We start from the raw sequence: 23401 nt of genomic DNA, 5'->3' as shown, positions 1-23401 counted from the left end.
GCTTGCTAGCTGATGACCTCGAGACAGATCAATCGCCAATGGTTACTGGCGCGCCGCCCCGAAGGGGCGGTGAAACCCACCGATTTCGTTTACAACGAAGTGCCGCTACCCACCCTTGGTGAAGGGGACGTGTTGGTACGTACGCTGTACTTCGGCTACGACGCCAGTCAGCGAATCTGGCTTACAGAAGACGGCGGTTACATGCCTCCAATCCAGCTTGGTGAGCCGATGCGAACCATGGGCATTGGGCAGGTGGTGGAGTCGCAAAATACCGAGTACGAAGTCGGTGATTTGGTTGAGGGGTTCATGAGCTGGCAGGCGTATGTCATTGCCCGCTCGGACGGCCCCATGCCGCTACGGAAGCTGCCGAAAGCGAGCTATCCGTTGTCATGGAACCTGAGCGTTCTTGGAGTCGCCGGTTTGGCCGCCTATTTTGGTGTGACTGAGGTGCTGTCCGTCACGCCAGAAGACACCGTGGTAGTGTCGGCGGCCACCGGTGCGACTGGCTCTCTGGCAGGGGGCATTGCCAAGGCCCTAGGCGCGAAGAAAGTAATCGGCATCGCCGCCGGGCCGGAAAAGTGCCGCTGGATCGTAGAAAAAGCGGGCTTTGATGCGGCAATCGATTACAAGAACGAAAGCTTGGTGGAACGCCTCAAAGAACTTTGCCCGAATGGTGTCAGTGCGTACTTCGACAATGTCGGCGGGGACACCTTAGATGCTCTGTTGCTGCATATGGCTCCACAAGGGCGTGTACTCATCTGTGGTGCAATGTCGTCGGGTTATACCGATGTACAAATCCAAGGGCCGCGGAACTACATGCAGATCTGCACCCAGATGCTTACCGTGAAAGGCATTCACCTGTTCTTCTACCGTGACCGCCTGGAAGAGGGGGCTGCCCACCTGGCTTGCCTGCTGGCTGAGGGGCGGCTGGGTGTTGAAGAAAATGTCTTCGAGGGCTTCGAAAAGGCCCCCGAGCTGTTGCCAACTATTTTCAGTGGCAAAAAACCAGGAAAGCTCCTGCTCAAGGTTGGGGAGCCCGTGTGATGAATTCTGAGAATGCGAAGCCTGCAGTACTCGTTACTGGCGTTTCAAGCGGGATCGGTCTGGCGATTGCAGAAGATCTCCTCAAGCACGGCTATCAGGTGTTCGGTAGCGTGCGTCTCATTGAAGATGCTGAGCAACTGGTTGGGCGATGGGGAAGGAGCTTTGTTCCTCTGGTGTTCGATGTCACAAACGATGTGACGCTCCAGGAGGCGGTCATTCAACTAAGTTCGGCATTGCAGGGCCGGGTTTTGAAAGCACTGGTGAACAATGCCGGAGTGAGCTTCGCAGGACCGTTAATTCATCAACCGTGGGATGAGATACGGCAAACATTCGAGGTCAACGTTTTTGGCCTGCTAGCCGTAACACGGACTTTCCTCCCCATGCTTCAGGCGGAGGCTGGCCAACCGGCGGGGCGTATTGTGAACATCAGTTCTGTGTCGGGAACAATTACTGTACCTTTCATGGCGACCTACGCCGGATCCAAACATGCAGTGGAAGCGTTCACCCAAGGATTGCGCCGCGAATTAATGCCGCTCGGTGTTCACGTGGCAGCTATTGAACCTGGCTTCATCCGTTCACGTTTGTTTGAGAAGGCCGCAGCGACCAAGCCGCTGGATCGATACACCGACACGAGGTTCGCGGCTGCCTGGCGGGCATTCAACCTGTCGCTGCGCGAACTGGAAAGCCAAGCGAAGCCCGCGGGGATCGTGTCACGCGCAGTCTTGCATGCGGTTGGGGCCAAGAAGCCTCGTACCCGCTATCCCCTCGACAGCCTCTGGTACATCGGTCGGTACCTCCCTGATCGAGGCTTTGATCGGTTGATCTTCAAGGCACTGGGGATCGAACGTTTCATGTGTTTTCGGCTTCTTTGATCAATGACTGCTCGCCGTGCCGGTGGTTCGTGTCGGTCCAGAAAGCGGCGTGCAGAGGTGAGATTAGCTACATCAGATTTTGCTCAGCCTTGATGGCTTGCAGGTAGCCGAATAGTGATCGCGCCCCGCGATAAGAGGTTGATGCCGTGTTTCGAAGAGTTTCGATCGTCGACGGTCAGAGCCGCCGCATGGACGGCGGCATTGTTTTCGGTTCTGTACCGCAGCGTATCTGGGCCGAGTGGGTCAGGCCGGACCATAAGAACCTCGTGGACCTGCCTTCTCGTGTGCTGTTGGTGCAGCAGAATGATCAAAATATTCTGGTGCTTTCCGGCTGCGAAATGCTTCTGCCGCCGTTGCCCCGCAAATGCAGCTGCCAGCGGCATTCCCATATTCTGTTAGAGGGGTTGGCTCGGCTCGGGCTTGGGGAGGACGACATTCATACTGTGGTGCTGACTCATCTCCAATCCATCCTAGCTCCAGAAATGCAGGACTTTGTGCGCGATGGGAGTGTGGCCAGGTTGTTGTTTCGTCGCGCACGCTATCTGGTAGGGGAGCGGCATTGGTTTCGAGCACTCCGGCCGCACCCGCGTGATAGAGCGCTGTTCGTACCGCAAATTATGGCGCACCTGGAAGCGAGTGGGCGGCTGGATATGCTCAGTACGAGCACGTACGCGCCGGTGGGCGACGACTGGAAGTTTCACATTAGCGATGGCAGCACACCTGGCCAACTGATTCCTGAAATTCAAACACCGGGTGGGCCGTTGATCTTTGCGGGAGACCTCATTCCCGGCACACACTGGCTTCAGCTTGAGGTTACAAGCGGGTACGACCGCAACCCAGAGTGCTTGATAGAGGAGAAGGAGCAGCTACTCGACCATCTGGTTGCAAGCAAAGGGCGCCTCGTACTGTCCCGCGACCCAAGAGTGGCGATGATCCGGGTCGCACGTGATCGCCAGTCACGTTACCAGCCCTATGACGAGCATTTGTCGCTGCTACGTCTGGAGGCTTAGAAGCTCAGGTACGAAGTATCCACTCGAGGTGATGGCAATTTCAGTCGCGTCAGGGACGGTAGAGCTCTACAAATCGAGCGCCCGAGACCGTGTTTATTTCGGGACACGTACCGATGCTGCACATGATCAATAACAATAATGGACTTCCCTTCATGCTCCAGCGCCTCACCTCGTTTGTTCTTCTGCTACTGCTGCCCTTCTTCGCTCATGCCGGCGATTCGGCTGAGAATCTCCAAGCCATTCGTTACCTTGCCTTCAGTGCAGGAAGCCATGTGCTCTTGCACTTCAATACCAACCAGGGTGGGGCCGATCTACGCTATGCCGATCGATATCACCATGATCTAGAGCAGTTGAGATTGCGGTTGGCCTCGGGGAGTGACCAAGCGCTACAAGTGATAGGCGAAAGGTTGTTTGCACAAGTTGCCGAACTCGAGAGGCATCCGGCAGGTGACGCCCAGCTGTATCCCCTATAGATCAACCCGGTCCTTGAAACTCAGGCAGCCTTGGATCGCCTTGCTGAAGTGCGCTACACCCAAGTGCTTCACAGCGTAGAACCACGTCCGACGATCGACCGTTTGAGTCTGGATGTTCAACGCATACTGCTGTACTACCAGACCAGTTCGTTCGGCGCACTGGCGATCTACCTTGACGATTTCAAGGACGGCTCACCACTGACACTGGATCAAAGCATCCTGAATGGCTTCTCCGAGCTGGCTCGGACACAGCCCCAGTTGACGGATGAGCTGACCAAATTACGCCGCAAGTATGAGTTTGTCCGGCCTAACGTGCTTCGCAAGGACCTGCCAGCCGTTCCTGGAGGTGCGGCGTTCTATCTCAGCCAGGTTGGTGATGGGCTGAATGAGCTTGCTGCGCATACGGCTCCTTGAGTCGCTACTGGCCCAGAGCATGCTACCTCCCTCCTATGCTCACCTGCTGGTGGCATGAGGGGGGCTGGTCTGTCCCGGGCTGAGTGGACACTGACTTAAGGTGGATAATGCCCACCGCAAGGAGTGTTCATGACCCAGACCAGACGACGTTTTCCCGAGTCCTTCAAACGCGAGGCGGTAGACCAGCTGCTTGCCGGCACGCCGCTTCGTCATGTAGCCGAGACACTCGGCATCGCTGAAAGCCTGCTGGGCAAATGGAAGCGCCAGCACGAACAGCAAGGTGACGATGCCTTTCCGGGCAATGGCAAGCAGCGCGGTGAGAGCGCGGAGCTTCGTCGACTACGCCAGCAACTGGCTCAGGTCACCATGGAGCGCGATGTTTTAAAAAACTGCCTCCCCGGCGCGCCGCGGCCCATTGGATTAGAAACACGCCCACTACACTGACTCCGCCGGACAGTGGTCGCCTGCTTTTTGGAGGCTGAGTCCCCGTCAAAAAACCTGACCCAGGGGAAGCTGCGGACCCGTGAGTGGCGGCGCGTTTCGTGACCCCGTTTAGGAAGGTGATCTGATCCGAGTCCCCGTCCGGCCTGTCCTATGTGGGAGGGTGCTCATGAACAAGCTCAAATCAGCGCGCGGCTTGCCGGTCATTCATGATCGTGCAGCCGGTATCGATATCGGCTCGCGGTTTCATGTGGTCGCCGTGCCCGTCGACCTCACGGAAGAACCCGTGCGAACCTTCCAGGCCTTCACGGCTGACCTGGACAAGATGGCTACTTGGCTGGTCGATCTCGGGATCACCACGGTCGCGATGGAGTCGACCGGGGTGTATTGGATTCCGGTCTACGAGATTCTCGAGACGCATGGCCTGCACGTCGTGCTGGCCAATGCGCGCGATGCCCGTGCGGTTCCTGGGCGCAAGACCGACGTCAACGATGCACAGTGGATTCAGCGCCTGCATGCCTGTGGTTTGCTGCGCGCCAGCTTTCATCCAGCACGCGAGATCGCCGCATTGCGCAGCTATCTGCGCTTGCGGGAGCGTCACCTCGATTACGCCGCCGCTCATATCCAGCACATGCAGAAGGCGCTCACCCACATGAATCTGCAATTGCACCATGTGGTCACCGACATCACCGGGGCCACTGGCATGCGGATCATCCGGGCGATTGTTGCAGGCGAGCGAAATGCGGCGAAGCTGGCAACCTTGCGCGATACCCGCTGCAAGTCGAGCGCGGACACCATCCAACGCGCCTTGGTGGGCAACTACCAGCCCGAGCATGTGTTTGCTTTGGCGCAGGCGCTGGCCATGTACGACGCCTATCAGGCACAGCTCGAGCTGTGCGATCAGCAGATTGCCCAGAGCCTGCAAGGGCTCTCGCAGCAGCGGCCTCTCCCCAGCGAGCCGATACCCAAACCACGCCACCGCACGCGACAGCCGAATGCCCTCAACTTCGACGTCCGCACCTTGCTCTATCAACTGGTCGGTGTGGATCTGACCCAGATCCACGGTATCGGCCCTTACCTGGCACTGCGTTTGGTCGCCGAGTGCGGCACTGACCTCAGTCGCTGGCGTACGGCGCAGCACTTCACCTCCTGGCTGACCCTGGCACCCGGCTGCCGCATCAGCGGCGGCAAGGTGCTGTCGGCGCATACGCGCAAGACCAAGAATCGGGTGACGGCCCTCCTGCGCCTGGCCGCCGTGACCATTGGCAAGACCACTACGGCCCTCGGTGCCTTCTACCGACGCTTGTCGGCGCGCATCGGTAAGGCCAAGGCGGTGACCGCCACTGCCCGCAAGATTGCCATCCTGTTCTACAACGCTATGCGTTTCGGCCTGGCCTATCAGGATCCCGGCGCCGATCACTATGAGCAAAAGTACCGCGAGCGCGTGCTGAAGGGCTTACACCGCCGAGCAGCTGAACTCGGCTTCACGCTACAGGCTCTCGAAGGTGTTTCTTAGGAAGGCGCTCGCCATCTTCTCGCAGCCCACGAAGTGAGGTTTCGCGTTATCGAGGCGTTGGCCGGTCGCTATCCCGTAGCACCGATGTGCCGGCTGCTGCGGGTGTCACGCAGCGGTTTCTATGCCTGGTAGCAGCGGCCTCCCTCGGCGAGAGAGATGGCGAATCGGCACCTGAGCAAGGAGATCCGTCCCATCCACCATGAGGAGAATGGGATCTATGGCCATCGCCGCATCAAGGCCGAGTTGACGGCCATGGCGCAGGCGTGTGGTCGGCACCGGGTCGCTCGACTGATGCGCGCCGCCGGCCTGCGTGTTCGTTCGCTCAAGCGTTGGCGGCTGGTTTCCAGCAGTCGTCACGATTTGCCCATTGCCCCGAATCACCTGGATCGCCAGTTCGCCTCGGATCGCGCCAATCGGCACTGGGTCTCGGACATGACCTACGTGCGAACTGCGCAGGGCTGGTTGTATCTGGCCGTCGTGCTCGATCTCTATTCGCGTGCCGTCGTCGGTTGGGCGATGTACCACCGTATGCAGCAGGCCTTGGTACACGCAGCGCTGGAGATGGCCGTTGCACACCGACAGCCACAAGCGGAGGTACTGCTGCACTCGGATCGCGGCCCAGTACTGCGCCTACGACTACCAAGCGTTGCTTCGGCGGCATCGCATCGTGCCCAGCCACTCGCGGCGGGGAAACTGTTGGGATACGACGATGGAGAGTTTCTTCCGTTCGCTGAAGGCCGAACGGGTGTACCTGACGCGTTACGCCAACTACCAAGAGGCGAAAACCGACCTGTTCGACTACATCCGCTTTTACAATCACCGCCGTCGCCACTCGACGTTGGGCTATCTCAGTCCGATGGAGTTTGAGCGGCGAAATGCGAGCAGTAGCTCTTAACTACCTGTCCACCAGCTCCGGGACAGACCACAGAGCAACTGTATGGCGGAGAGCTTTGTGAAGATAATTAAGCGCAGATGACATCTGCCACATGCCCGAGCCCGATCGGGCGACGGCCAGACACAACCTGGCGATCGCCTTTGAGCATTACAACGAGGAGCACCCTCACAGGCACTGAAATACCTCTCACCTCGGGAATTCAGGGCTGGACTGAGTCATCAACATAACGGCGTGCCGGTGTACGGTTTGATAGGAGAAAGTCCACAATAGGTAGCATGCGGGCTGTGATAAGGGAAGATCATAGATTTCCTGGCACATGCTACTTGCGCGGTTGGTCTGCGTCGACGTCCAAAGTGCGCAGGTGAAGATGCCGAATATTCGAACTGTAATTTTTCGTCAGAAAATTTTTAGTTTCGATAAAGTTTTCCGAGAATGGTTAACAGCTGTGAGCACTCATCCGCTGAAAGAGCAGATGTTGACTCTAGGTCACTTTGGGCAGCTATAGCTTCTAGTTTCTTCAGTAGTACTTCCCCCGATTTGCTAATAAACAAACCGTAAGAACGTTTGTCCGCTTTACAACGGATCCTCAATGCCAGCCCTTGCTGTTCCAGTTTGTTTATCATGACGACGGCTTGGGGGGGGTCGATTGCCAGCGTTCGTGCCAGTTCCGCCTGCATCAGACCGGGATTCTGATGGATGATGAACAACGCAGAGAACTGGGTCGGCCTTATATCGAATTCCGAAAAATTATTGGTGAGATTCTGATACATTTTAATCTGTACGCGACTCAACACGTATCCAATGAGGCCGTCAAGCGCACGATCCAATGGGGCGACGGGCTCTCCGGTAGGCGCTTGTTTAGGTTGCTGGGGCATCGGACTGTCTCGTGTGTTAAATTTAAGTGTTTTAACCATTTTAAATGGACAATGCAGCATTCCTAAACCATTAGGCGCTTTCGCCAGGTCTATGATGGTCTAACTGGTGCGATCTAATGAAGCATATGTGCTTAGGCACTCTGCTGGCAGGTGCTTTGGGCCAGTGCACTTTTGTTATGAGGTTTGCTTAGGAGCTTTCCTGTTACGTCTCGAATTTTGCGCAAAATGCCGCCCCTGATTTTACAATCATACCTCGGCATCATGCTTGAAGGATCCTTCGTTGTTAAGCTGGATTAATAATAAAAATAAATCTGTTTGGTGATCCTTGTGTAGGTGCTAAGGAGTTCGCAAGTTATCCAGAGATAGGGTTTCTTTGGTGTGGTAAATACAGTTAATAATTTATTTTACAAAATTTTTGGCTGGCGTTGAGTGTGCGGTCGTCAAAATTGTTGGGCGCAATTCGTAAATATAGCGCCAGCTTGAAGTTAGGGTTCTGGCTTTGACGTGTGCCAGAGAGTCCTGGGCTTCAAGTATGGTTCTCAAAGAGTGTTGTGGGCGCGGAATCTGATCGCCTTAAGAGGGGATCTATCTGGACGCTTATCAGCAGTAGTGGAAACGAATGAAATTGCTTTGCTTAATGAGGCTTTGCAGAAAAAATCATATCTCTGAGTTTTTTGGGGGGATGGCTGTGAAAGTTGGTTTTACCTACTATAATCACAGCCCTTCTTGTAATTCCCTATAGATCGAGAACAAGGCGCTTTGATTTAGCTCGCGAGCAACAAGGGAGGAATTGGTTGTTCGCCGCATGTTCGTCGGGTGTCAGAAATAGATCCTTGTGATCCGGGACTCCCTCTAAAATACGAGTAAGACATGTGCCGCATACTCCCTGTTCACAGGATGTGGGTATTTCTACTCCGATGTTGGCTAGGGCATCTACGACGGTCTGCTCTCTCCCTACTTTTACTATTTTACCTGATGACGCGAGTGCGACTTCAAACTCGGTATCGTTTTCGCCGGTGTCATTCTCTGCGGAAAAAAACTCATAGTGTAGCCGTGCTTCTGGGTAGCCTTGTTCGCGTGCTGTTTTTAGCACTGCGTCAATGAAGCCTTGTGGGCCACAGACATAAATATGAGTTTCACTCGTTGCCCCATTGAGTAGTTCGACTAGATTTAACTGTTGATCTACTTCTCCATCATCGAAATAAAAGCAAGTGTTGTTTCGGAAGACCGAATTTAGTATGCGCTCGATAAAGGCGGCTCGCTCGGGTGAGCGGGAACAATAGTGGAGTTTGAAGTTTGCGTTTCCTGCCGATAATTGTTCTGCCATGCAAATAATTGGAGTGATGCCTATTCCGCCTGCGAGGAGCAAGCTGCTTTTTGCGTTAGCTTCTAGAGAGAAGTTATTCTTAGGGGGGCTTATAGATATTTCATCTCCTTCATGGATTTCATTGTGCATCGACAATGATCCGCCGCGCGAGGCGCCAGCCTTTAGCACGCCAATCACATATCGTCCGTTTTCTGACGGTGCATTGCATAATGAATATTGACGAACAAGGCCATCTTTTATTACAACGTCAATATGCGCCCCGGCGGTGAACTTTGGAAGTGATCCACCATCTGCCGCTACTAATTCAAAACTACAAATTCCTTGTGCTTCGGCTTGCTTTCTTGCAATTTTTACGCGGAGTTCGCTCATGCTTGGTCTCCTTGTTCTGTTGGAACAGGCGGCTGATTGCTGTGAGACTGCTCGGCCTTAATCATTGCATCGAGCACGCGTCGGGCGCGGACTGCCGGACCGTCACTGGGAAGTAGTACTGGCTTCAATGACCAGAAGCTAGAATTTCTCATTGCCTGTTGTTGCACCTCAAGCATGGGAAGGTCTTCATTCTCGAAGGGGACTCTCAAGTAGGCTACGTCGCGTTCTGCACGACGCTTCCCTTCTTCACCCATTTTCATGGGGTAACTGGTACCGAACCAGTAGTGTGTTGTAGCTTCTGTTTCCGGTGTGAAAATATGTACGAAGGGGATCTTCTTACCTACTTCGCGTGGATTATCTGCACCCGCGGGAGCCCACCCGGACCACAGTTCCATTTGGGCTGGAGCTTCCCAGCGGACATCCATCCAGCGATCAACCGGAACTCCTGCGGGGATTCCGTAGGTGCTTGCCAGGGAGTGAGTTACTATTTCATTGCGCATCAGACGATTCGAGTAGACAGTGTTTCCTTCTTGTACCACGCAGGTCTCAGCGTGCTTTACTGCGTCACTACCTAAGGTGGTGCCATGTAGAAACTCTACATGACTCAGATCAAGGATGTTATCGATCTCAAGCTGGTAGTTGGCCTTGGCAAGTAAATAGTCTTTACCGACATAGCGCTTTTCTGGATCTAGGCTTTTACTAAAGTCCGGGATCATGGAGGTATCAGCTTTCTCAGGTTCGCCCATCCAAATCCAAATCAGGCTGTGCTGTTCCATTACCTGAAATGACTTTACTTTTGCCGCTTTTGGGATCAGGCCATCGCCATGCGGATTTTTCGTGCAATTCCCCGTCCCGTCGAACTCAAGCCCATGATAGGCGCACTGGATAGAACTGCCACACAAGCGGCCTTTTGATAGAGGCACAAAACGGTGCGGGCAGCGGTCAAGCAGCGCATGTACCACTCCGTCTTCATTGCGGAACAGGACTACTGGGACATCAAGCAGCTTCCGAGCCAGCACTGTTCCAGTTTCGATTTCATTGTCCCAGGCGGCAACGTACCAAGTGTTACGTAGATAGCTCATCGGTACTGCTCCTCATCTTGTCTCATCGCGCTAAACCGTTCCGGGTGGTGGATGCAGCGTAGCCGCTGCTCCGACGCCTTGAATTTAGTTATGCAGATTAACTATGTCAATGGGTTTAGCATCGCACTCGCTGTGCCGCTGGCGTACTTTTCCGGCAAGAAGGTATCTCTAGCACCAATGTCGATCAGTACAGAAGGAGGGGGAAGATAACCGTATGGATAGGGTGATTGGTGAGGATTTGTGTCTGTAAGTACATGAGTTATAAGCGTTTAATTGCCTATCCACAATCAAGCCCGGTCATCGAATGGCGGGCTTCTGAGGCGGAGGGGGAATGCCAAAGTTGACCTATGTGTCAACTCAATTGCGGTTGGGAAGTCTGATGCTATCTAGTTGTCATTGGTAACTAAAAAATAGACCACGATCGCGCCAAATCCGCGTGCAGTAAGCCCTTGCCATCCTCAAGACCTAAACCGTGCGCGGCTGTCTACAGCCGAACCCAGCTATTAGTTTGCTGCTCTTTAGTTCGCGAGTGCTTGTGCCTGGGGCTTAGGCGCTTGCAGGCCGAGCGCTTCCTCCGGCCGATCTGCTAAACGAGGAAATACTCCACGAACGGCTTGAGCACGATCAAACTTGATTCTAAAAACCAAATAGTTAGCGAGCTTCGGCGGCGTGCTAGCCAAAGATAGGGTGATTAGACCCGACCGGTTTTCTTTGGAATCACGCGACCTGATCCTCGTCATCGACGACAGCACCGATACCATTCGTTTGCTGAGCGGCATGCTCAAGGACCAAGGTCAGATCCTGTTCGCCACGATCGGTGAGATGGGCATTCGGCTGGCGCAATCACAACAGCCGTTGCTGATTTTGCTGGATGTGGAAATGAGCGGCATGAACGGCTACGAGGTCTGCGCCGCACTCAAGGGCGACCCGGCTACTAAGGATTGCGCCGTCATCATCATTACGGCGCACACCGGTATGGACAGTGAAATCAGGGCGCTGGAGGCCGGCGCCGTGGACTTCATCACCAAACCCTTCAATCCGCCGGTGGTACTGGCGCGTGTTCAGACTCACCTGCGTCTTCAACAACAGACGGTCATGATGCGCCAGCTCGCCAAACGGGACGGCTTGACCGGGTTGTACAACCGTCGCTGTTTCGATGAAGCCTTGACGGAGGAGTTCGAGCGGCACCACCGTCGGCAGCACTTGCCATTGGCGCTGGCACTTATCGACATTGATCATTTCAAGGCTTACAACGATCACTATGGCCACCCCCAGGGCGATGTCTGCCTGCAGCGTGTCGCCACCGCCACCGCCACCGCCACCGCCACCGCCACCGCCATCGACACTGTCGCTCGTCGGCCCGGGGAGCTGGTTGCGCGCTACGGCGGCGAGGAGTTCGTCATCATCCTGCCGCAGAGCGATGCCCATGGCGCCGGACGGTTCGGCGAGCGGCTCTGTGAGGTCGTATGGAAACTGCAACTCGCCCATCAAGCTTCCGCGACCGCTGCCATGGTCACCATCAGCGTCGGCGTGGCTTCCCTGGTGTCGACTGTGGAGAGCAACTCGCTGCAGTTGATCGCCCTGGCCGACCAGGCGCTCTACCAGGCCAAAGCCGCAGGCCGCAACCGAGCCATCGTAAGTACCCGGCCGTGACTCCAGGGCCGATCGGAAAGGACATTCCCCATGCAGCGTAATGCTCTGCACCCGACAACCCCCGCACGCTGGCTGGGTGGTCGCGACATTTCCTCGGATGACGCGGTCACCGGGCCGCAGCAATCGTGGCAGCCTGGCACGCAGGCGAAAGCCGGGATCTGACGGCGCAACTGGTCGATCTTTCGACTGGTCGTATAGCTCACTTGCTTGGCCAACCCGTGCGGTTGCTCACCCTTCGCGGATAGCTATGTGGCGCCTCGATCCGTTCCTTGAGCTTGGCCGCGAACTCCCTGGCGCAACGCTCGTGGCGAAACTGCACCCGGCGGACACCGAAGCGGACCGTCCATAGCTCTTCACTCTGACTGGTCAGATGCTCGACTTTCACTGACATGACGGTGCCTCTAAATCTGCCTGCAGGTCAAAAATGGATTTCTGCGCTCTTGATTCCGAGGTCGCGCAGTTCGTGGATCAAGTCGTCCAGGTGCGCAAACGACTCGACTTCCTCGTTCTCATCCACCAGGAAAAAGCTTCTTCCAGCGTTCTTCTTGAAGAACACGATCCACTCTTTGGTGTTGGTCGGGTTCACGATCACATGGGTGTCAAAAAATACGCCTTCGGCATGCCGGGCCTTCACATCAGTTCGCTTCATTCAAATCACCACACTACGTCCGCGCTCGCACGTTTCTACTCAAGGGCCCGGCTGATTCGGCGCCTTGGCACTGAATCAGCAGAGGCTGGCCTTCCTGTCGAACCCGCCAGCAAGGGACATTCATTATTATCACCGCATGATAATACTATGCACATTAACCAGTTGAGGAGCCTGCGATGATTGCAGTACGGGAAGCGTGGAAGGCCGGGTTGTTCGGACGGGAACATTGGGTGCGCAACCTGGTGTCCGGCGTGATCGTCGGTGTCGTGGCGCTGCCCCTGGCCATGGCCTTTGCCATCGCCTCCGGGGTCAAGCCGGAGCAAGGCATCTACACCGCGATCATCGGCGGCTTGCTGGTTTCCCTGCTGGGCGGCAGCCGTCTGCAAATCGCCGGGCCGACCGGCGCCTTCATCGTGATTCTCGCGGGGGTCACCGCCCAATACGGTGTGGACGGCCTGCAGCTCGCCACCATGATGGCCGGCGCCATCCTGCTGCTCCTCGGCGTCACCCGCCTCGGCGCCATAATCAAGTTCATTCCCGATCCGGTGATCGTCGGCTTCACCGCCGGAATCGGGGTGATCATCTGGGTCGGGCAGTGGCAGGACTTTTTCGGCCTGCCGAAGGTCGGCGGCGGACACTTCCACGAAAAGGTGCGGCACCTGATGCAGGCACTACCGGACCTGCATGTCGCCACCACATTGCTCGCCACAGCCAGTCTCGCCCTGGTCATCGCGGCGCCCAGGCTGCCCGGCCTGACGCGCATACCCGGGCCGCTGGTGGCGATGGTGTTCGCCACGGCGGTCCAGTCGCTGTTCCACTTCGATGGGGTGGCCACCATCGGTAGTGCCTTCGGTGGCATTCCCCAGGGGCTGCCTGAGTTCGCCTGGCCGGACATCACCCTTTCGCGCGTCATCGAGCTGATTGGCCCGGCGTTCGCGATCGCCATGCTCGGTGCCATCGAGTCGTTGCTGTCCGCCGTGGTGGCCGATGGCATGGCGGGGACCAAGCACGACTCCAATCAGGAACTGATCGGCCAGGGCATCGCCAATCTGGCCGTCCCGCTGTTCGGCGGCTTCGCCGCCACCGGCGCCATCGCCCGAACCGCCACCAATATCCGCAATGGCGCCACCGGGCCATTGGCCGGCGTGACCCATGCCCTGACCCTGGTGCTGATCATTCTGTTCCTGGCGCCGCTGGCCTCGAACATTCCGCTCTGCGCCCTGGCGGCGATTCTGTTCGTCGTCGCCTACAACATGAGCGAGCTAAAACACTTCAAGCGCATGGTGCAGCGCGCGCCGAAGGCCGACGTGGCGATCCTGCTCATCACCTTTTGCCTGACCGTGTTCAGCGACCTGGTGATCGCGGTGAACATCGGCGTCATCCTCGCCATGCTGCAGTTCATGCGGCGCATGGCCTCGTCGGTCGAGGTGCAACAGGTCGTCGAGGAGGAGTTGGCCAGCGAACTACGCGCCAATGGCCAGGTCCGGCTACCGCCCGGGGTGCTGGTGTATACGATCGAAGGGCCGTTGTTCTTTGGTGCGGCGGAAACCTTCGAGCGCGTCCTGGCCCAGACTCACACTGACCCGCGCCTGCTGGTGATTCGCCTGAAACGGGTGCCGTTCATGGACATCACCGGCTTGCAGACACTGGAGGAAGTCATTCAGCAGCTGCACAAGCGGCAGATCGTGGTGAAGCTCTGCGAAGCGAACCGCAAGGTGCTCAGCAAGCTCGACAAGACGGGTATCCTGCGCACCCTTGGACCGGCGCATTACCACGACGAGTTCGTGGCCGCGCTGGCGATGGATGAAGAAGCGACACCGCCCCCGCACTAATACAGAGGCACCCGTCGCGGCCAATGCTTACATGGCCTCAGGTCTTGGCGTTGGCCGCCAACTTGCTCTTGGTCACATAGGTGACGCCATGCTGGTCCAGGTAATCCCGGATCAGTTGTCGCACCACCTGCGACGGCGTCAGGTCTTGCGCGGCGCACAATTCTTCGAACGCTTTCTTCTTGTGCGGGTCGATGAGAACGGTAAGGCGCGCGGTCTTGCTTTCCATAGAGTTTCTGCTGATTTGAGTCGACGGATGTTAATCAAATTATAATTAACGGGCCCAGGACTGTCACCGCAGACGCCACGGGGAGGGACAAGGTGGATCGGGCTCGCCCGGGAGCCCGATCCGGGCTTGGTCACAGCGGGTAATGGGCGGGGTAAGGCAGTCGAGCGACTCCAGAGTCCACCGCCGCCTGGGCAACCGCCCCTGCCACCGCACCGAGCAGTCGCGCATCCAGTGGCTTCGGCAGGATGTAGTCCGCCCCAAACTCCAGGCGATCGATGTCGAACGCGCGTAGCACCTCCACCGGGGTCGGCTCCTTGGCCAACTGACGCAGCGCTTCCACCGCGGCGATCTTCATCGATTCGTTGATCCGCGAGGCACGGACATCGAGCGCGCCGCGAAAAATGAACGGGAAGCCGAGGACGTTGTTGACCTGGTTCGGGTAATCGGAGCGGCCGGTCGCCAGGATCAGGTCGTCACGGGTCGCCATTGCCAGTTCAGGCTTGATCTCCGGATCGGGGTTCGAGCAGGCGAATACGATCGGCTTGGGTGCCATGGCCAGCAACGCCTCCGGCGTCAGCAGGTTGGCCCCGGACAGCCCGACAAACACATCGGCGCCCTGCATGGCGTCCAGCAGGGTGCGAGCGCCCCCGTCGTTGGCGAACTCCACCTTGTACTGATTGAGCCCGTCCCGACCGCTGTGGATCACCCCCACTCGGTCGACCATATACAGGTTGCGTTTCTGCGCGCCGAGGCTGACCAGCAGGCGCATACAGGCGTTGGCCGCCGCGCCGGCACCCAGGCAGACGATCTTCGCGCTCTCCAGGGTTTTGCCCTGGATCTCCAGCGCATTCAGCAGGCCGGCAGCGGTCACGATCGCCGTGCCGTGCTGGTCGTCATGGAACACCGGAATGTCGCATTGCTCGATCAGCACCTGCTCGATCTCGAAGCACTCGGGTGCCTTGATGTCTTCCAGGTTGATGCCGCCGAAGGTGTCGGCGATCCGCGCCACGGTATCGATGAAGGCTTGCGGGCTTTCCGCCTTGACCTCGATGTCGATCGAGTCGACGCCGGCGAAACGCTTGAACAGCAGCGCCTTGCCTTCCATCACCGGCTTGCTGGCCAGCGGCCCCAGGTCGCCCAGGCCAAGGATGGCGGTGCCGTTGCTGATAACCGCGACCAGATTGCCCTTCCCGGTGAAGCGATAGGCGTTCTCGGGATTCTTCGCGATCTCGCGCACCGGCTCGGCGACGCCGGGGCTGTACGCCAGGGCCAACTGGGCCGCTGTGTCCGCCGGTTTGCTTAGCTCCACGCTGATTTTTCCGGGGGTCGGAAACTCGTGGTAATCCAGGGCAGCCTTCTTGAAGTCGGTAGTCATATGATCCTCAGCTAGACGGTGATTACCATACGATGCTAACACCATTATAATGCCAGGCAACTGAAAGTACGGAGCAGACCGAGGCCCTGGTGGGCAAGCTCACCAGGGCATTGTTTTTCCCTTTTGCTAGCCACCCTCGTTTAGGCCGCCCTGTGCGGCCATTTTTTTGGTGCGCCAGGCATGGCGCGTAGCGCCGTGACTGGCGCTGTCTGGCTCGCCGTGGTGGTGAGTTGGATGACTTGGAGGTGAAAGTCCTCTACACACCCGGCAAGGGGAAGTGTTAGCTGAAGGCAAGGGTGTCGTGGGCGACTGCGAATGTGAAGGAAGCCGAAGGCAAAATGCTGGCCTGACGAACAGGAAGCTGATTAGGCGGCGTAGTGGGGTGAGGTAGCCAAAATTGCCAAAGCCCGATACTTGCACGGAACGCTACGACGTAGATCCGACAGGCATAAGCAGGAAGGTCACGCGAATTACCCTGGGAGATCTGTTCGCCTGCCATGTGCTACCGGCATCGCAAGGTGACGGGATGGGCGAGCAGAAGTCAGCAGAGGCCGTAGTAGTTGCTCGGAACCGGAGCAATGAAGGGCTGAACCTGCCATGAGTGGATAGTCAGGTGTGCTCTCTGAGCGGGCCGCAGGCATAAGCTCCCTAATACGGAGGCCTGGACAATCAGGAGGTAGGGGCCGGAAGTCCCGAGGGCCTGTCTGGGTGCTTAGATTACGCGGGCGACACATCGAACGAAACCAAGCTCGCTGATGCAGTTTGTCAGTAGGCAGGAACCGCCGTATACGGAACCGTACGTACGGTGGTGTGGGAGGACGGCGGGAGTGACCCCGCCTCCTACCCGATCAAAGAAAGGAAGCTGGTGGTCAGTCACCCCACAACCGTCTGCCTATTGCCGCAGCGACGGTGCGTCTGCAGAGGGTTTCGTCTGATTCTGCGCTGACCCACCGTTGCCGGCCGTGGTGGCGGCAGATGATGGGCTCAGCGCATCACTAGCAATGGCGTCCGCGTCGTCCGCAACATGCGAGCCGTCGAACTGCCCACTAGGAACTGACGGAGTCGCGAGTGGCCATAGGCGCCCATCACCAACAGGTCAATGTGTTGCTCGGCCTGAAACAGGTGCAACGCCGCTTCGACTTCTCCGGTACGCATCGCCGTGTGCACCGTAAAGCCTGCAACGGCCAGCTCTGCGCAGGCGGCCTCCAACTGAATCCAGGCCTCGTCGTTTGCACTGCCGATCATGACAAGATGAATGGGGAGCCCCTGGAACAGCGCACTGGCCGCTAGCGTGGTCACCGCCTGACGCATCATTGCGCTGCCGTCAAAAGCGAACAGCACGCTTTGCGGCGCCTTGAACTGGCTGGGTGTCACGAGGATCGGGCGATGCATGCTGCGCACTACACGTTCCAACTGACTGCCCACGGCCGACGTCTGGACTGCGTGAAGCTCGCCACGCGCGCCAATCACTAGCAGCTCAATCTCGTTCTCCAGCTCGTGTAGGCATTCCACCAGGTCGCCTTCCGGTTGACGCACTTCCGGCGCGTGGATGCCCGCCTCCATGGCGCGCTCCCGCGCCGCGTTCAAGATCAGTCGGCCCTGTTCAAGGGATTGCCGGCTCTGCTGCTGTTCCAAGGACGCCAATTCCTGAAGCAGGCTGTCGCGGCGGCGAAGCCAAATATTGCCGCTGAGATCGACTTCGCTTGGGTACCGCTGCGGCTCCAGCACATGCAGGAAGGACAGCGGCACTTTCAGTCGCTGGCTCGCCCATGCCGCATAGTCACACACCGCAGGTGTCGACGCGGAACCATCGATACACGCCATGACTTCAGGCATCGCGGTACTCCTGCTGGCTGATCAGTATCCAGAAGTCCCGCTCGTCAGCAGTCGGGCGAGCTGAACACCGGCCTGCCAGACTCGTCGATGTGTAACAGCCTGCTGAGCGCGTCCTCTGCCGCCTGGATCGCGTCGGACAGGCGGGAGAACTGCACGCCACCGTAGACCAGATGAAACAGGGGCTCGGCATCCGTTGCCTGCGGCTGAACTGCAATGAATGCCAAGGCGTGGTCGCCATTCAGGCGAGCTTCGCTCCAGGCGACGTATCCAGGGAAATCTCGCTGTGGCATGGCGACCTCCCGCAGGTAGCGTTACGGTCAGAAAGCCACTATCACCCCACGCCAAGTCTTTGTCCGCATTTCCGGGCCCCAGGCGACCAAGGGTCGTCCTTGTGCCGGGTTCAGCTGTCATTCGCCCCCCTCGTTGTTCGCCAGCGGGGTACGGGAGGCCCGGTAGGTCAGGTTCTTGCCTGCTCGGACGTGAATGCAGTGGCCATTGTGTGGGTTTCGGTAGATCTTTCTTGCTTGGCGCTTGGCGCCGGTCTTCCGCCGCAGCAGCGGACGGCTGGTCAGGATGTGCAGGGTTTCGCCTGGTCCGAATTGATATTCGTCCATGAGAGCCTGGAGAGCAGGCAGGAACTGGTGATCAGTAGGCTCCATACCCTCCTAAAAGCGCTGCCACGGCGACACGGAACACCGTGGCAGCTAGGGGGGACACGCTTAGCAATTACAGCGTAGCTTAGGTATCGGTCATCGGGACCGCGATGGCCTCGCCAAAGAAATCAGCGTTGGCCTGAAGGATGTCGAGGTGTCGGCGTACGGCGTCGATGTTTCGGTGGAACCGCGCTGCTTGATCCGGATGCCCAGCTCCTCGACGCCGGCGCCCAGGGTGAGCTGGTTCGCGTGCAGGCGATGGAGCAGGCGGGCAGCGCGATCTCATGTCCAGGCTAGGCCGTCGCTCGTACTCCCGCCAGTCGTCAAAAAACCTGCACAGCCTTGAACAGACGACTTACAGCCTTGTGGCACTTCCGGTCGTCCAGGACGTCCAGACGGAACCAACGGCACTCAGCAATTTCATTCAGCGGTTGAGGAGCTTCGCTGGTTCCGAATGAGTGAGTCGAGGCGGCACCAACTTTTTCAACAGAATCGGCCAATTTCTGCCCGTCACGACTGGTAGAAACCGGCCAGAAGCGGATTTCGAGCACCTATTTCGGAGCAGACTGGAAAGTCGCTAACGACTTACCCAACCCAGTCAGCAGCGCTGAGTCCCGCGTCATGAGGCTTGGCGGTGTCTACGAAACTAGGGGCGATTCAGAGAGCTCGGTTGGGGGGGATGTGGATAAATATGTGGGGTGCGTGGGAGAGTCGGCCGCACGGCCCGGGGGCAGCGCGACAGACTTTATTCTTTAAGATCATTGCGCTATGAGGCGTCGCACAATTAACTAGCCTTGTGGTTCGGCCGACGCATGAAACTTGTTTGCCACGAGTTCCCATGTTTCTGTGTCGGCCAAACTTTTTCTTTGCAGAATCTCAAAATGTCTCTGGGTTCATCCTCAGCGGAATGAGGTTCGGGGTCTCCAAGATGTCCATTTGGTGATCTGCTTGCGGCAACTCCCACTCGATGTAATAACGCGCCGCCGCTACCTTGCCCTCGTAGTAGAGTGCATCCTCGTGCGTGGCAGCCTTCGTTTCATGTGCCACCACTGCTTGCTTGAGCCAGAGCCAGGCAATGCAGACACGACCGAACACGTCGAGGTAAATGGTTGCATTGGACAGGGACGCATCAATATCCACGGCCTGGTGGTCAAGCAAGTCCTGTGTGACGTTAATCAAACGCTCCAGCCTTTCCTTCACGTAGCGCGCCAATCCTGGGAGGTCATGCCCTGCACGTTCCGCCGACTCTATCGTTGAGGTCACTTGTGTGGCAAAGATATCCAACGCCGCGCCGCCAGAAACGCGCACTTTCCGGCCCAGGATATCCAGCCCGTGAATGGCTTCCGCGCCCTCGTGGATTGGATTGATTCGCTGGTCCCGGTAGAGTTGTTCAACAATGTACTCGCGCGTAAAGCCCGCACCCCCCAATATTTGGATCGCTTGCTCGTTCGATGCACACCCGTATTTTGCGGACCATGACTTAACGATGGGCGTCAGCAGATCAAGCAGCAGCCCTGCGCGCTTTCGCTCTTCAAGGTCTGGATGCGTATGCTGGTCCTCAAAGAGGGACGCCGCAAAAAGACACAGTGCGAGCGCTCCTTCGGAATAGCATTTCTGCATCAGGAGCAGGCGGCGAACGTCTGCGTGCTCGGTCAGCATCACCTGCCGCGATTTCGGATTCTTGTTAGATGGCAACCGGCCTTGTGGGCGTTCGCCCGCATAGGCGAGCGAATAGAGAAAGCCCCGATAGGCCAGCGCCGCGCTGATGATGCCAACGCCAATCCGCGCTTCGTTCATCATCTGAAACATGGCAGCCAGCCCCTTGCCTTCTTCTCCGACCAGCCAGCCGACTGCCCCCTCTTTCTCGCCGAAGCTGAGGGCGGTGGTGGGCGAACTGCGCTGCCCCATCTTGTGCAACACACCCGCAAGATGCACATCGTTACGCGTCGCTGGCTTTCCATTGCCGTCGGGAAGCCATTTCGGTGTCAGGAACAGCGAGATGCCATTGGCACCGGCCCCTGCGCCCGCCGTCTTGGCGAGAACCATATGGACCACGTTGTCCGACACATCGGAATCCCCGGCGGAAATGAATATCTTCTGTCCAAAGATGCGCCATGTTCCGTCGTTTTGGGGCTCGGCTCGTGTGGTGATGTCGGCTAGCGCCGAGCCTTGCGCCGGCTCCGTGAGCGCCATAGTGCCGATAGACGTTCCGCTGGTGAGCTGCGGAATCCAAAGCTCCTGCTGCGCCTCTGTCCCGAAGCTGCGAATTAGGTTAATGACCCCTTGGGTGAGGAAGGGATAGACCGCGAAGCTGGTGTTGGCGCTTTGGAAATAGATCTGCGCCGCGCGCGTGACAACCTCGGGCACCTGCAGTCCACCCATCTCGGCATCGGCTGACATATCCATGAAGCCCCCTTCGCAGATCGCGCGCCACGCGGGGGCGACTTCCGGTGTAGACAGGACCGCACCGTCTACCATCTGCACTTCATTCTCATCGCCTTTTTGATAGAACGGCAGTAGGTAGCGTTCGGAAACGGCCCGGGCTGAACGCAGAATCTCGTCATATATCGTTCGGTCTTGTTCGGCGTACCGCGGGCGCGCCTGAAGCGCTGCCGTATTGAGAAACTCGTAGAGCAAGAACTCGATCTCTCGATCGCGGACGAATTCAGTCATGTTTTGCACCCAGTAGAAACGGTGATTTGGTGGGTTTGAGTGGGGAGGCGGTCGGAGGCGCCGCCGTTTTCCGCCGCTGCTGGTACTTGTCCTTGGTAGGTTGAGTTGCGCCCGGTTGAGCTCCTAAGCGGCGGTCAGCGCAAACGATTCTTGCAGATCTTTGCTAACGTTATATCAAAAGCGCTCGGATCCTGACATGGGGAAGCTTGTCTATGGCAAGGCAACCTCTGCGTGTTCAGGGAAGAAAGGCTCTGTTAGTCAAAAAAAGCTTGCAATGCTCTGCCTGCGTTGTGCTAACGTTAGCCTAATCGAGCAAGCTGATACGGCGCAGCGAGATCGCTGCGGCGCAGTGGGCTTAAAGGTTGTGCGGTGACTCAGGACGCGCCTTCAGAGGCGTTAGAGAGTCACGCGTTTCAAGGCTTGGGTCGCTTGGATTTATAGCAATCACAGAGCGAACAACAATAAGAGAGGAGGTTGCTGCATGCAGAAAGCAACTATAGAGGTCGATGTCGTGGTTGTCGGCGCTGGGCCGGTTGGATGTGGCTTGGGTGCGGAATTGGGTCGGCGGAACGTAAAGACCGTCATCGTCGAAATGACAGACGGGGCTTTCAGAGACCCGCGTCTGCATGCGATCAGCATTCGGACCATGGAGTTGGCTCGAACTTGGGGTATCACCGACGACATGCGCAACTGCGGATGGCCGGCGGACCACCCCCAGGACGCGTCATATCTTACTTCCCTCGTTGGGCACGAACTGGCCCGTATCCCTTGGGCTGCGATCTCCGAAATGGAGCCTCCGCGAGAAAGCCCGACCTTTGCGCAGCGTTGCCCACAAAGCTGGTTCAATCCGATCCTTCATCGTTTGGCGGGCAGTTTCGACTCGGTTGAATTCCTTTGGGAGCACAAGTTTCTCGACATGACCCAGGATGCAGACGGCGTGTCGATCCAGGTGCAGTCGGTGAGCGGCGGCGATGCCTTCACGATCCGCGCTAAATATCTGGTGGGTTGTGATGGTGCTCGTAGCAGCGTGCGCGAAAAGATTGGTGTTAATTACGAGAGCTCCGGGGTCTATGGGTACTCTGCTGAGGCCATTATCCAGAGTAAGGAGATCGCTGATCTCGCACGCCCTCGCATCGGTGGCCGTTACACCGCTGTGACGAACAACGGTGTTTCTGTGACCCTGCTGCCCTATGACGGTATTGACCAATACCGCATCGTCCTGGTCGCCGAGCCGGAGAAAGTCGACAAGGCGCGCATGGATGAGGCAGTTGAACAAGTAGTTGGCCAAAAGGTTGCGTATGAATATCTGACGGGTGTCTTGCCTTGGGTGAACCGCGAACGTACCGCAGAGCGGTTTCGCGATCGCCGGGTTTTCATCGCAGGAGACGCCGCGCACACCATGCCGCCTGCAGGTGGTTTCGGTATGAACACCGGCATCCTGGACGGCTTTGACCTTGGGTGGAAGTTGGCTGGGGTGCTCGAAGGGTGGGCCGACGACGCACTGCTCGATAGCTACGAATACGACCGCAAAATGGGAGCGGCGCGGACGGCCGCGATGGCGGGTGAACTGTATCGTGATTGGGGCAGAGTGAAGCCGACCATCGATCTGCATCTGGCGAACTTGCATAGAGAGGATGTGGAAGGCGATGCGTCGCGGAAAGTGATAGGTGGTCTTATCACCGAGGTGTTCACACGCGAATACAACTCCTTGGGTGCTCCGCTTGGCTACCGCTATTCCGGTTCACCCGTGATCGTGGACGACGGCACGCCCGAGCCTGCTGACGACATCGTTGAATACATCCAAACCGCGCGGCCGGGCCATCGGCTTCCCCATGCCTGGCTGGTGGATGGTCGCTCAACGCTCGATCTGGTCGAGAAGGTCTACACGCTTATCGAGGTTGAGGGCGATACGATCTCGAAGACCTTCCAGGCCGCTGCCGAGAAGAAGGGTATCCCTCTTGTTATCCACCGCGTCCACGAGCCGCAGATCTGCGATCTGTTTGCTACGCGGGCGGTCATCGTGCGGCCCGACCATCACGTGGCCTGGCGCGACAACGGCGAGCCGTTTGACGCCGATAAGGTACTTGATGTCCTGACCGGGCGGGCAAGCGCTTTTGCTGCCTAATGGGTCAGACCAGACTGAAAAAAATAACAGACCCGGCGTTGACCGTGCGGCCACCGCCCTG

At 57.7% G+C, this 23401-nt stretch carries 22 protein-coding genes and 3 pseudogenes; 13 read left to right on the top strand and 12 right to left on the bottom strand.

Annotated elements, in window-relative coordinates; all coding sequences use genetic code 11:
* Positions 1-12: 12 nt before the first annotated feature.
* The 10 genes and pseudogenes from ACFW0H_RS21850 to ACFW0H_RS21805 all read left to right on the top strand — a co-directional run.
* Positions 13-1044, top strand: coding sequence for an NADP-dependent oxidoreductase (locus ACFW0H_RS21850; RefSeq protein ID WP_422915944.1), 1032 nt, complete (start codon positions 13-15; stop codon positions 1042-1044).
* Complete coding sequence (locus ACFW0H_RS21845) at positions 1044-1916, top strand: SDR family NAD(P)-dependent oxidoreductase (protein ID WP_422915943.1); 873 nt, start codon at positions 1044-1046, stop codon at positions 1914-1916. Before ACFW0H_RS21850 ends, ACFW0H_RS21845 begins: the two co-directional genes overlap by 1 nt.
* A 188-nt stretch (positions 1917-2104) precedes the next feature.
* Positions 2105-2926: an MBL fold metallo-hydrolase gene (locus tag ACFW0H_RS21840; protein WP_422915942.1), complete on the top strand. Its 822-nt coding sequence runs from the start codon at positions 2105-2107 to the stop codon at positions 2924-2926.
* Between the two features lie 113 nt (positions 2927-3039).
* Entirely contained in the window at positions 3040-3399 is a 360-nt protein-coding gene (locus ACFW0H_RS21835; protein ID WP_422915941.1) for a hypothetical protein, read from the top strand.
* A 30-nt stretch (positions 3400-3429) separates the two neighbouring features.
* The gene (locus tag ACFW0H_RS21830; RefSeq protein ID WP_422915940.1) at positions 3430-3813 is read left to right on the top strand and encodes a hypothetical protein; all 384 of its coding nucleotides are present in this window, start codon (positions 3430-3432) and stop codon (positions 3811-3813) included.
* A gap of 129 nt (positions 3814-3942) precedes the next feature.
* On the top strand, positions 3943-4257 hold the full coding sequence (locus tag ACFW0H_RS21825) for a transposase (protein ID WP_422915939.1): 315 nt from the start codon (positions 3943-3945) through the stop codon (positions 4255-4257).
* Between the two features lie 166 nt (positions 4258-4423).
* Positions 4424-5770 carry an IS110 family RNA-guided transposase gene (locus ACFW0H_RS21820; protein ID WP_422915938.1) on the top strand — a complete coding sequence of 449 codons (1347 nt, stop codon included), beginning with the start codon at positions 4424-4426 and terminating at the stop codon, positions 5768-5770.
* Between the two features lie 144 nt (positions 5771-5914).
* A pseudogene (locus ACFW0H_RS21815) lies at positions 5915-6382 on the top strand (IS3 family transposase); the annotation flags it as partial.
* Positions 6267-6665, top strand: a complete 399-nt coding sequence (locus ACFW0H_RS21810; protein ID WP_422915937.1) for an IS3 family transposase — start codon at positions 6267-6269, stop codon at positions 6663-6665. The pseudogene ACFW0H_RS21815 and the gene ACFW0H_RS21810, both read left to right, overlap by 116 nt.
* Positions 6666-6692: 27 nt before the next feature.
* Positions 6693-6935, top strand: a pseudogene (locus ACFW0H_RS21805) (integrase core domain-containing protein); the annotation flags it as partial.
* 137 nt (positions 6936-7072) lie between these two features.
* Here the strand turns inward: ACFW0H_RS21805 and ACFW0H_RS21800 are convergent.
* The 3 genes from ACFW0H_RS21800 to ACFW0H_RS21790 all read right to left on the bottom strand — a co-directional run bounded on the left by ACFW0H_RS21800 (position 7073) and on the right by ACFW0H_RS21790 (position 10318).
* Positions 7073-7540: a MarR family winged helix-turn-helix transcriptional regulator gene (locus ACFW0H_RS21800; RefSeq protein WP_422915936.1), complete on the bottom strand. Its 468-nt coding sequence runs from the start codon at positions 7538-7540 to the stop codon at positions 7073-7075.
* Positions 7541-8276: 736 nt separating this feature from the next.
* A complete protein-coding gene (locus ACFW0H_RS21795) occupies positions 8277-9236 on the bottom strand; it encodes a PDR/VanB family oxidoreductase (protein ID WP_422915935.1) in 960 nt (319 codons plus the stop codon).
* On the bottom strand, positions 9233-10318 hold the full coding sequence (locus ACFW0H_RS21790) for a Rieske 2Fe-2S domain-containing protein (RefSeq protein WP_422915934.1): 1086 nt from the start codon (positions 10316-10318) through the stop codon (positions 9233-9235). The genes ACFW0H_RS21795 and ACFW0H_RS21790 overlap by 4 nt, the downstream gene beginning before the upstream one ends.
* A 669-nt stretch (positions 10319-10987) precedes the next feature.
* Between ACFW0H_RS21790 and ACFW0H_RS21785 the strand changes: the two genes are divergently transcribed.
* Entirely contained in the window at positions 10988-11971 is a 984-nt protein-coding gene (locus tag ACFW0H_RS21785; RefSeq protein WP_422915933.1) for a diguanylate cyclase domain-containing protein, read from the top strand.
* A 74-nt stretch (positions 11972-12045) separates the two neighbouring features.
* Here the strand turns inward: ACFW0H_RS21785 and ACFW0H_RS21780 are convergent.
* Both ACFW0H_RS21780 and ACFW0H_RS21775 read right to left on the bottom strand, forming a co-directional pair.
* Positions 12046-12174, bottom strand: a pseudogene (locus ACFW0H_RS21780) (YkgJ family cysteine cluster protein); the annotation flags it as partial.
* 215 nt (positions 12175-12389) lie between these two features.
* Positions 12390-12620, bottom strand: a complete 231-nt coding sequence (locus ACFW0H_RS21775; protein ID WP_422912099.1) for a hypothetical protein — start codon at positions 12618-12620, stop codon at positions 12390-12392.
* A 176-nt stretch (positions 12621-12796) separates the two neighbouring features.
* On the opposite strand from ACFW0H_RS21775, the gene ACFW0H_RS21770 reads away from it, so the two are divergent.
* On the top strand, positions 12797-14452 hold the full coding sequence (locus ACFW0H_RS21770) for a SulP family inorganic anion transporter (protein ID WP_422915932.1): 1656 nt from the start codon (positions 12797-12799) through the stop codon (positions 14450-14452).
* Between the two features lie 37 nt (positions 14453-14489).
* Here ACFW0H_RS21770 and ACFW0H_RS21765 read toward each other — a convergent pair whose 3' ends face one another.
* The 7 genes from ACFW0H_RS21765 to ACFW0H_RS21735 form a co-directional block, all read right to left on the bottom strand.
* A complete protein-coding gene (locus tag ACFW0H_RS21765; protein WP_422915931.1) occupies positions 14490-14678 on the bottom strand; it encodes a ribbon-helix-helix protein, CopG family in 189 nt (62 codons plus the stop codon).
* 130 nt (positions 14679-14808) lie between these two features.
* The gene (locus ACFW0H_RS21760) at positions 14809-16053 is read right to left on the bottom strand and encodes a malic enzyme-like NAD(P)-binding protein (RefSeq protein WP_422915930.1); all 1245 of its coding nucleotides are present in this window, start codon (positions 16051-16053) and stop codon (positions 14809-14811) included.
* A gap of 984 nt (positions 16054-17037) precedes the next feature.
* Positions 17038-17889, bottom strand: a complete 852-nt coding sequence (locus ACFW0H_RS21755; protein WP_422915929.1) for a universal stress protein — start codon at positions 17887-17889, stop codon at positions 17038-17040.
* Between the two features lie 44 nt (positions 17890-17933).
* Positions 17934-18179 carry a hypothetical protein gene (locus ACFW0H_RS21750; RefSeq protein ID WP_422915928.1) on the bottom strand — a complete coding sequence of 82 codons (246 nt, stop codon included), beginning with the start codon at positions 18177-18179 and terminating at the stop codon, positions 17934-17936.
* A gap of 117 nt (positions 18180-18296) precedes the next feature.
* Positions 18297-18548 carry a hypothetical protein gene (locus ACFW0H_RS21745; protein ID WP_422915927.1) on the bottom strand — a complete coding sequence of 84 codons (252 nt, stop codon included), beginning with the start codon at positions 18546-18548 and terminating at the stop codon, positions 18297-18299.
* A 317-nt stretch (positions 18549-18865) separates the two neighbouring features.
* Positions 18866-19093: an NUDIX hydrolase gene (locus ACFW0H_RS21740; RefSeq protein ID WP_422915926.1), complete on the bottom strand. Its 228-nt coding sequence runs from the start codon at positions 19091-19093 to the stop codon at positions 18866-18868.
* 325 nt (positions 19094-19418) lie between these two features.
* Positions 19419-21215 (bottom strand): acyl-CoA dehydrogenase, encoded by a 1797-nt coding sequence (locus ACFW0H_RS21735; RefSeq protein WP_422915925.1) that lies wholly within the window; start codon positions 21213-21215, stop codon positions 19419-19421.
* Between the two features lie 481 nt (positions 21216-21696).
* On the opposite strand from ACFW0H_RS21735, the gene ACFW0H_RS21730 reads away from it, so the two are divergent.
* Entirely contained in the window at positions 21697-23340 is a 1644-nt protein-coding gene (locus ACFW0H_RS21730; RefSeq protein ID WP_422915924.1) for an FAD-dependent monooxygenase, read from the top strand.
* Positions 23341-23401 lie beyond the last annotated feature (61 nt).

This window comes from Metapseudomonas cellulosilytica (assembly GCF_049334135.1).
GTDB lineage: Bacteria > Pseudomonadota > Gammaproteobacteria > Pseudomonadales > Pseudomonadaceae > Metapseudomonas.
Note: the sequence above shows the minus strand (reverse complement) of the source record. Positions and strands in the feature narration are given on the sequence as shown.

Bases quoted from the DNA above. Each gene is read 5' to 3' on its own strand.
- ACFW0H_RS21755 (WP_422915929.1), bottom strand. From the start codon at position 17,889: ATGCCTGAAGTCATGGCGTGTATCGATGGTTCCGCGTCGACACCTGCG.
- ACFW0H_RS21850 (WP_422915944.1), top strand. From the start codon at position 13: ATGACCTCGAGACAGATCAATCGCCAATGGTTACTGGCGCGCCGCCCC.
- ACFW0H_RS21800 (WP_422915936.1), bottom strand. From the start codon at position 7,540: ATGCCCCAGCAACCTAAACAAGCGCCTACCGGAGAGCCCGTCGCCCCA.
- ACFW0H_RS21750 (WP_422915928.1), bottom strand. From the start codon at position 18,179: ATGCCACAGCGAGATTTCCCTGGATACGTCGCCTGGAGCGAAGCTCGC.
- ACFW0H_RS21730 (WP_422915924.1), top strand. From the start codon at position 21,697: ATGCAGAAAGCAACTATAGAGGTCGATGTCGTGGTTGTCGGCGCTGGG.
- ACFW0H_RS21825 (WP_422915939.1), top strand. From the start codon at position 3,943: ATGACCCAGACCAGACGACGTTTTCCCGAGTCCTTCAAACGCGAGGCG.
- ACFW0H_RS21820 (WP_422915938.1), top strand. From the start codon at position 4,424: ATGAACAAGCTCAAATCAGCGCGCGGCTTGCCGGTCATTCATGATCGT.
- ACFW0H_RS21845 (WP_422915943.1), top strand. From the start codon at position 1,044: ATGAATTCTGAGAATGCGAAGCCTGCAGTACTCGTTACTGGCGTTTCA.
- ACFW0H_RS21770 (WP_422915932.1), top strand. From the start codon at position 12,797: ATGATTGCAGTACGGGAAGCGTGGAAGGCCGGGTTGTTCGGACGGGAA.
- ACFW0H_RS21840 (WP_422915942.1), top strand. From the start codon at position 2,105: ATGGACGGCGGCATTGTTTTCGGTTCTGTACCGCAGCGTATCTGGGCC.
- ACFW0H_RS21760 (WP_422915930.1), bottom strand. From the start codon at position 16,053: ATGACTACCGACTTCAAGAAGGCTGCCCTGGATTACCACGAGTTTCCG.
- ACFW0H_RS21765 (WP_422915931.1), bottom strand. From the start codon at position 14,678: ATGGAAAGCAAGACCGCGCGCCTTACCGTTCTCATCGACCCGCACAAG.
- ACFW0H_RS21795 (WP_422915935.1), bottom strand. From the start codon at position 9,236: ATGAGCGAACTCCGCGTAAAAATTGCAAGAAAGCAAGCCGAAGCACAA.
- ACFW0H_RS21790 (WP_422915934.1), bottom strand. From the start codon at position 10,318: ATGAGCTATCTACGTAACACTTGGTACGTTGCCGCCTGGGACAATGAA.
- ACFW0H_RS21745 (WP_422915927.1), bottom strand. From the start codon at position 18,548: ATGGAGCCTACTGATCACCAGTTCCTGCCTGCTCTCCAGGCTCTCATG.
- ACFW0H_RS21775 (WP_422912099.1), bottom strand. From the start codon at position 12,620: ATGAAGCGAACTGATGTGAAGGCCCGGCATGCCGAAGGCGTATTTTTT.
- ACFW0H_RS21735 (WP_422915925.1), bottom strand. From the start codon at position 21,215: ATGACTGAATTCGTCCGCGATCGAGAGATCGAGTTCTTGCTCTACGAG.
- ACFW0H_RS21835 (WP_422915941.1), top strand. From the start codon at position 3,040: ATGCTGCACATGATCAATAACAATAATGGACTTCCCTTCATGCTCCAG.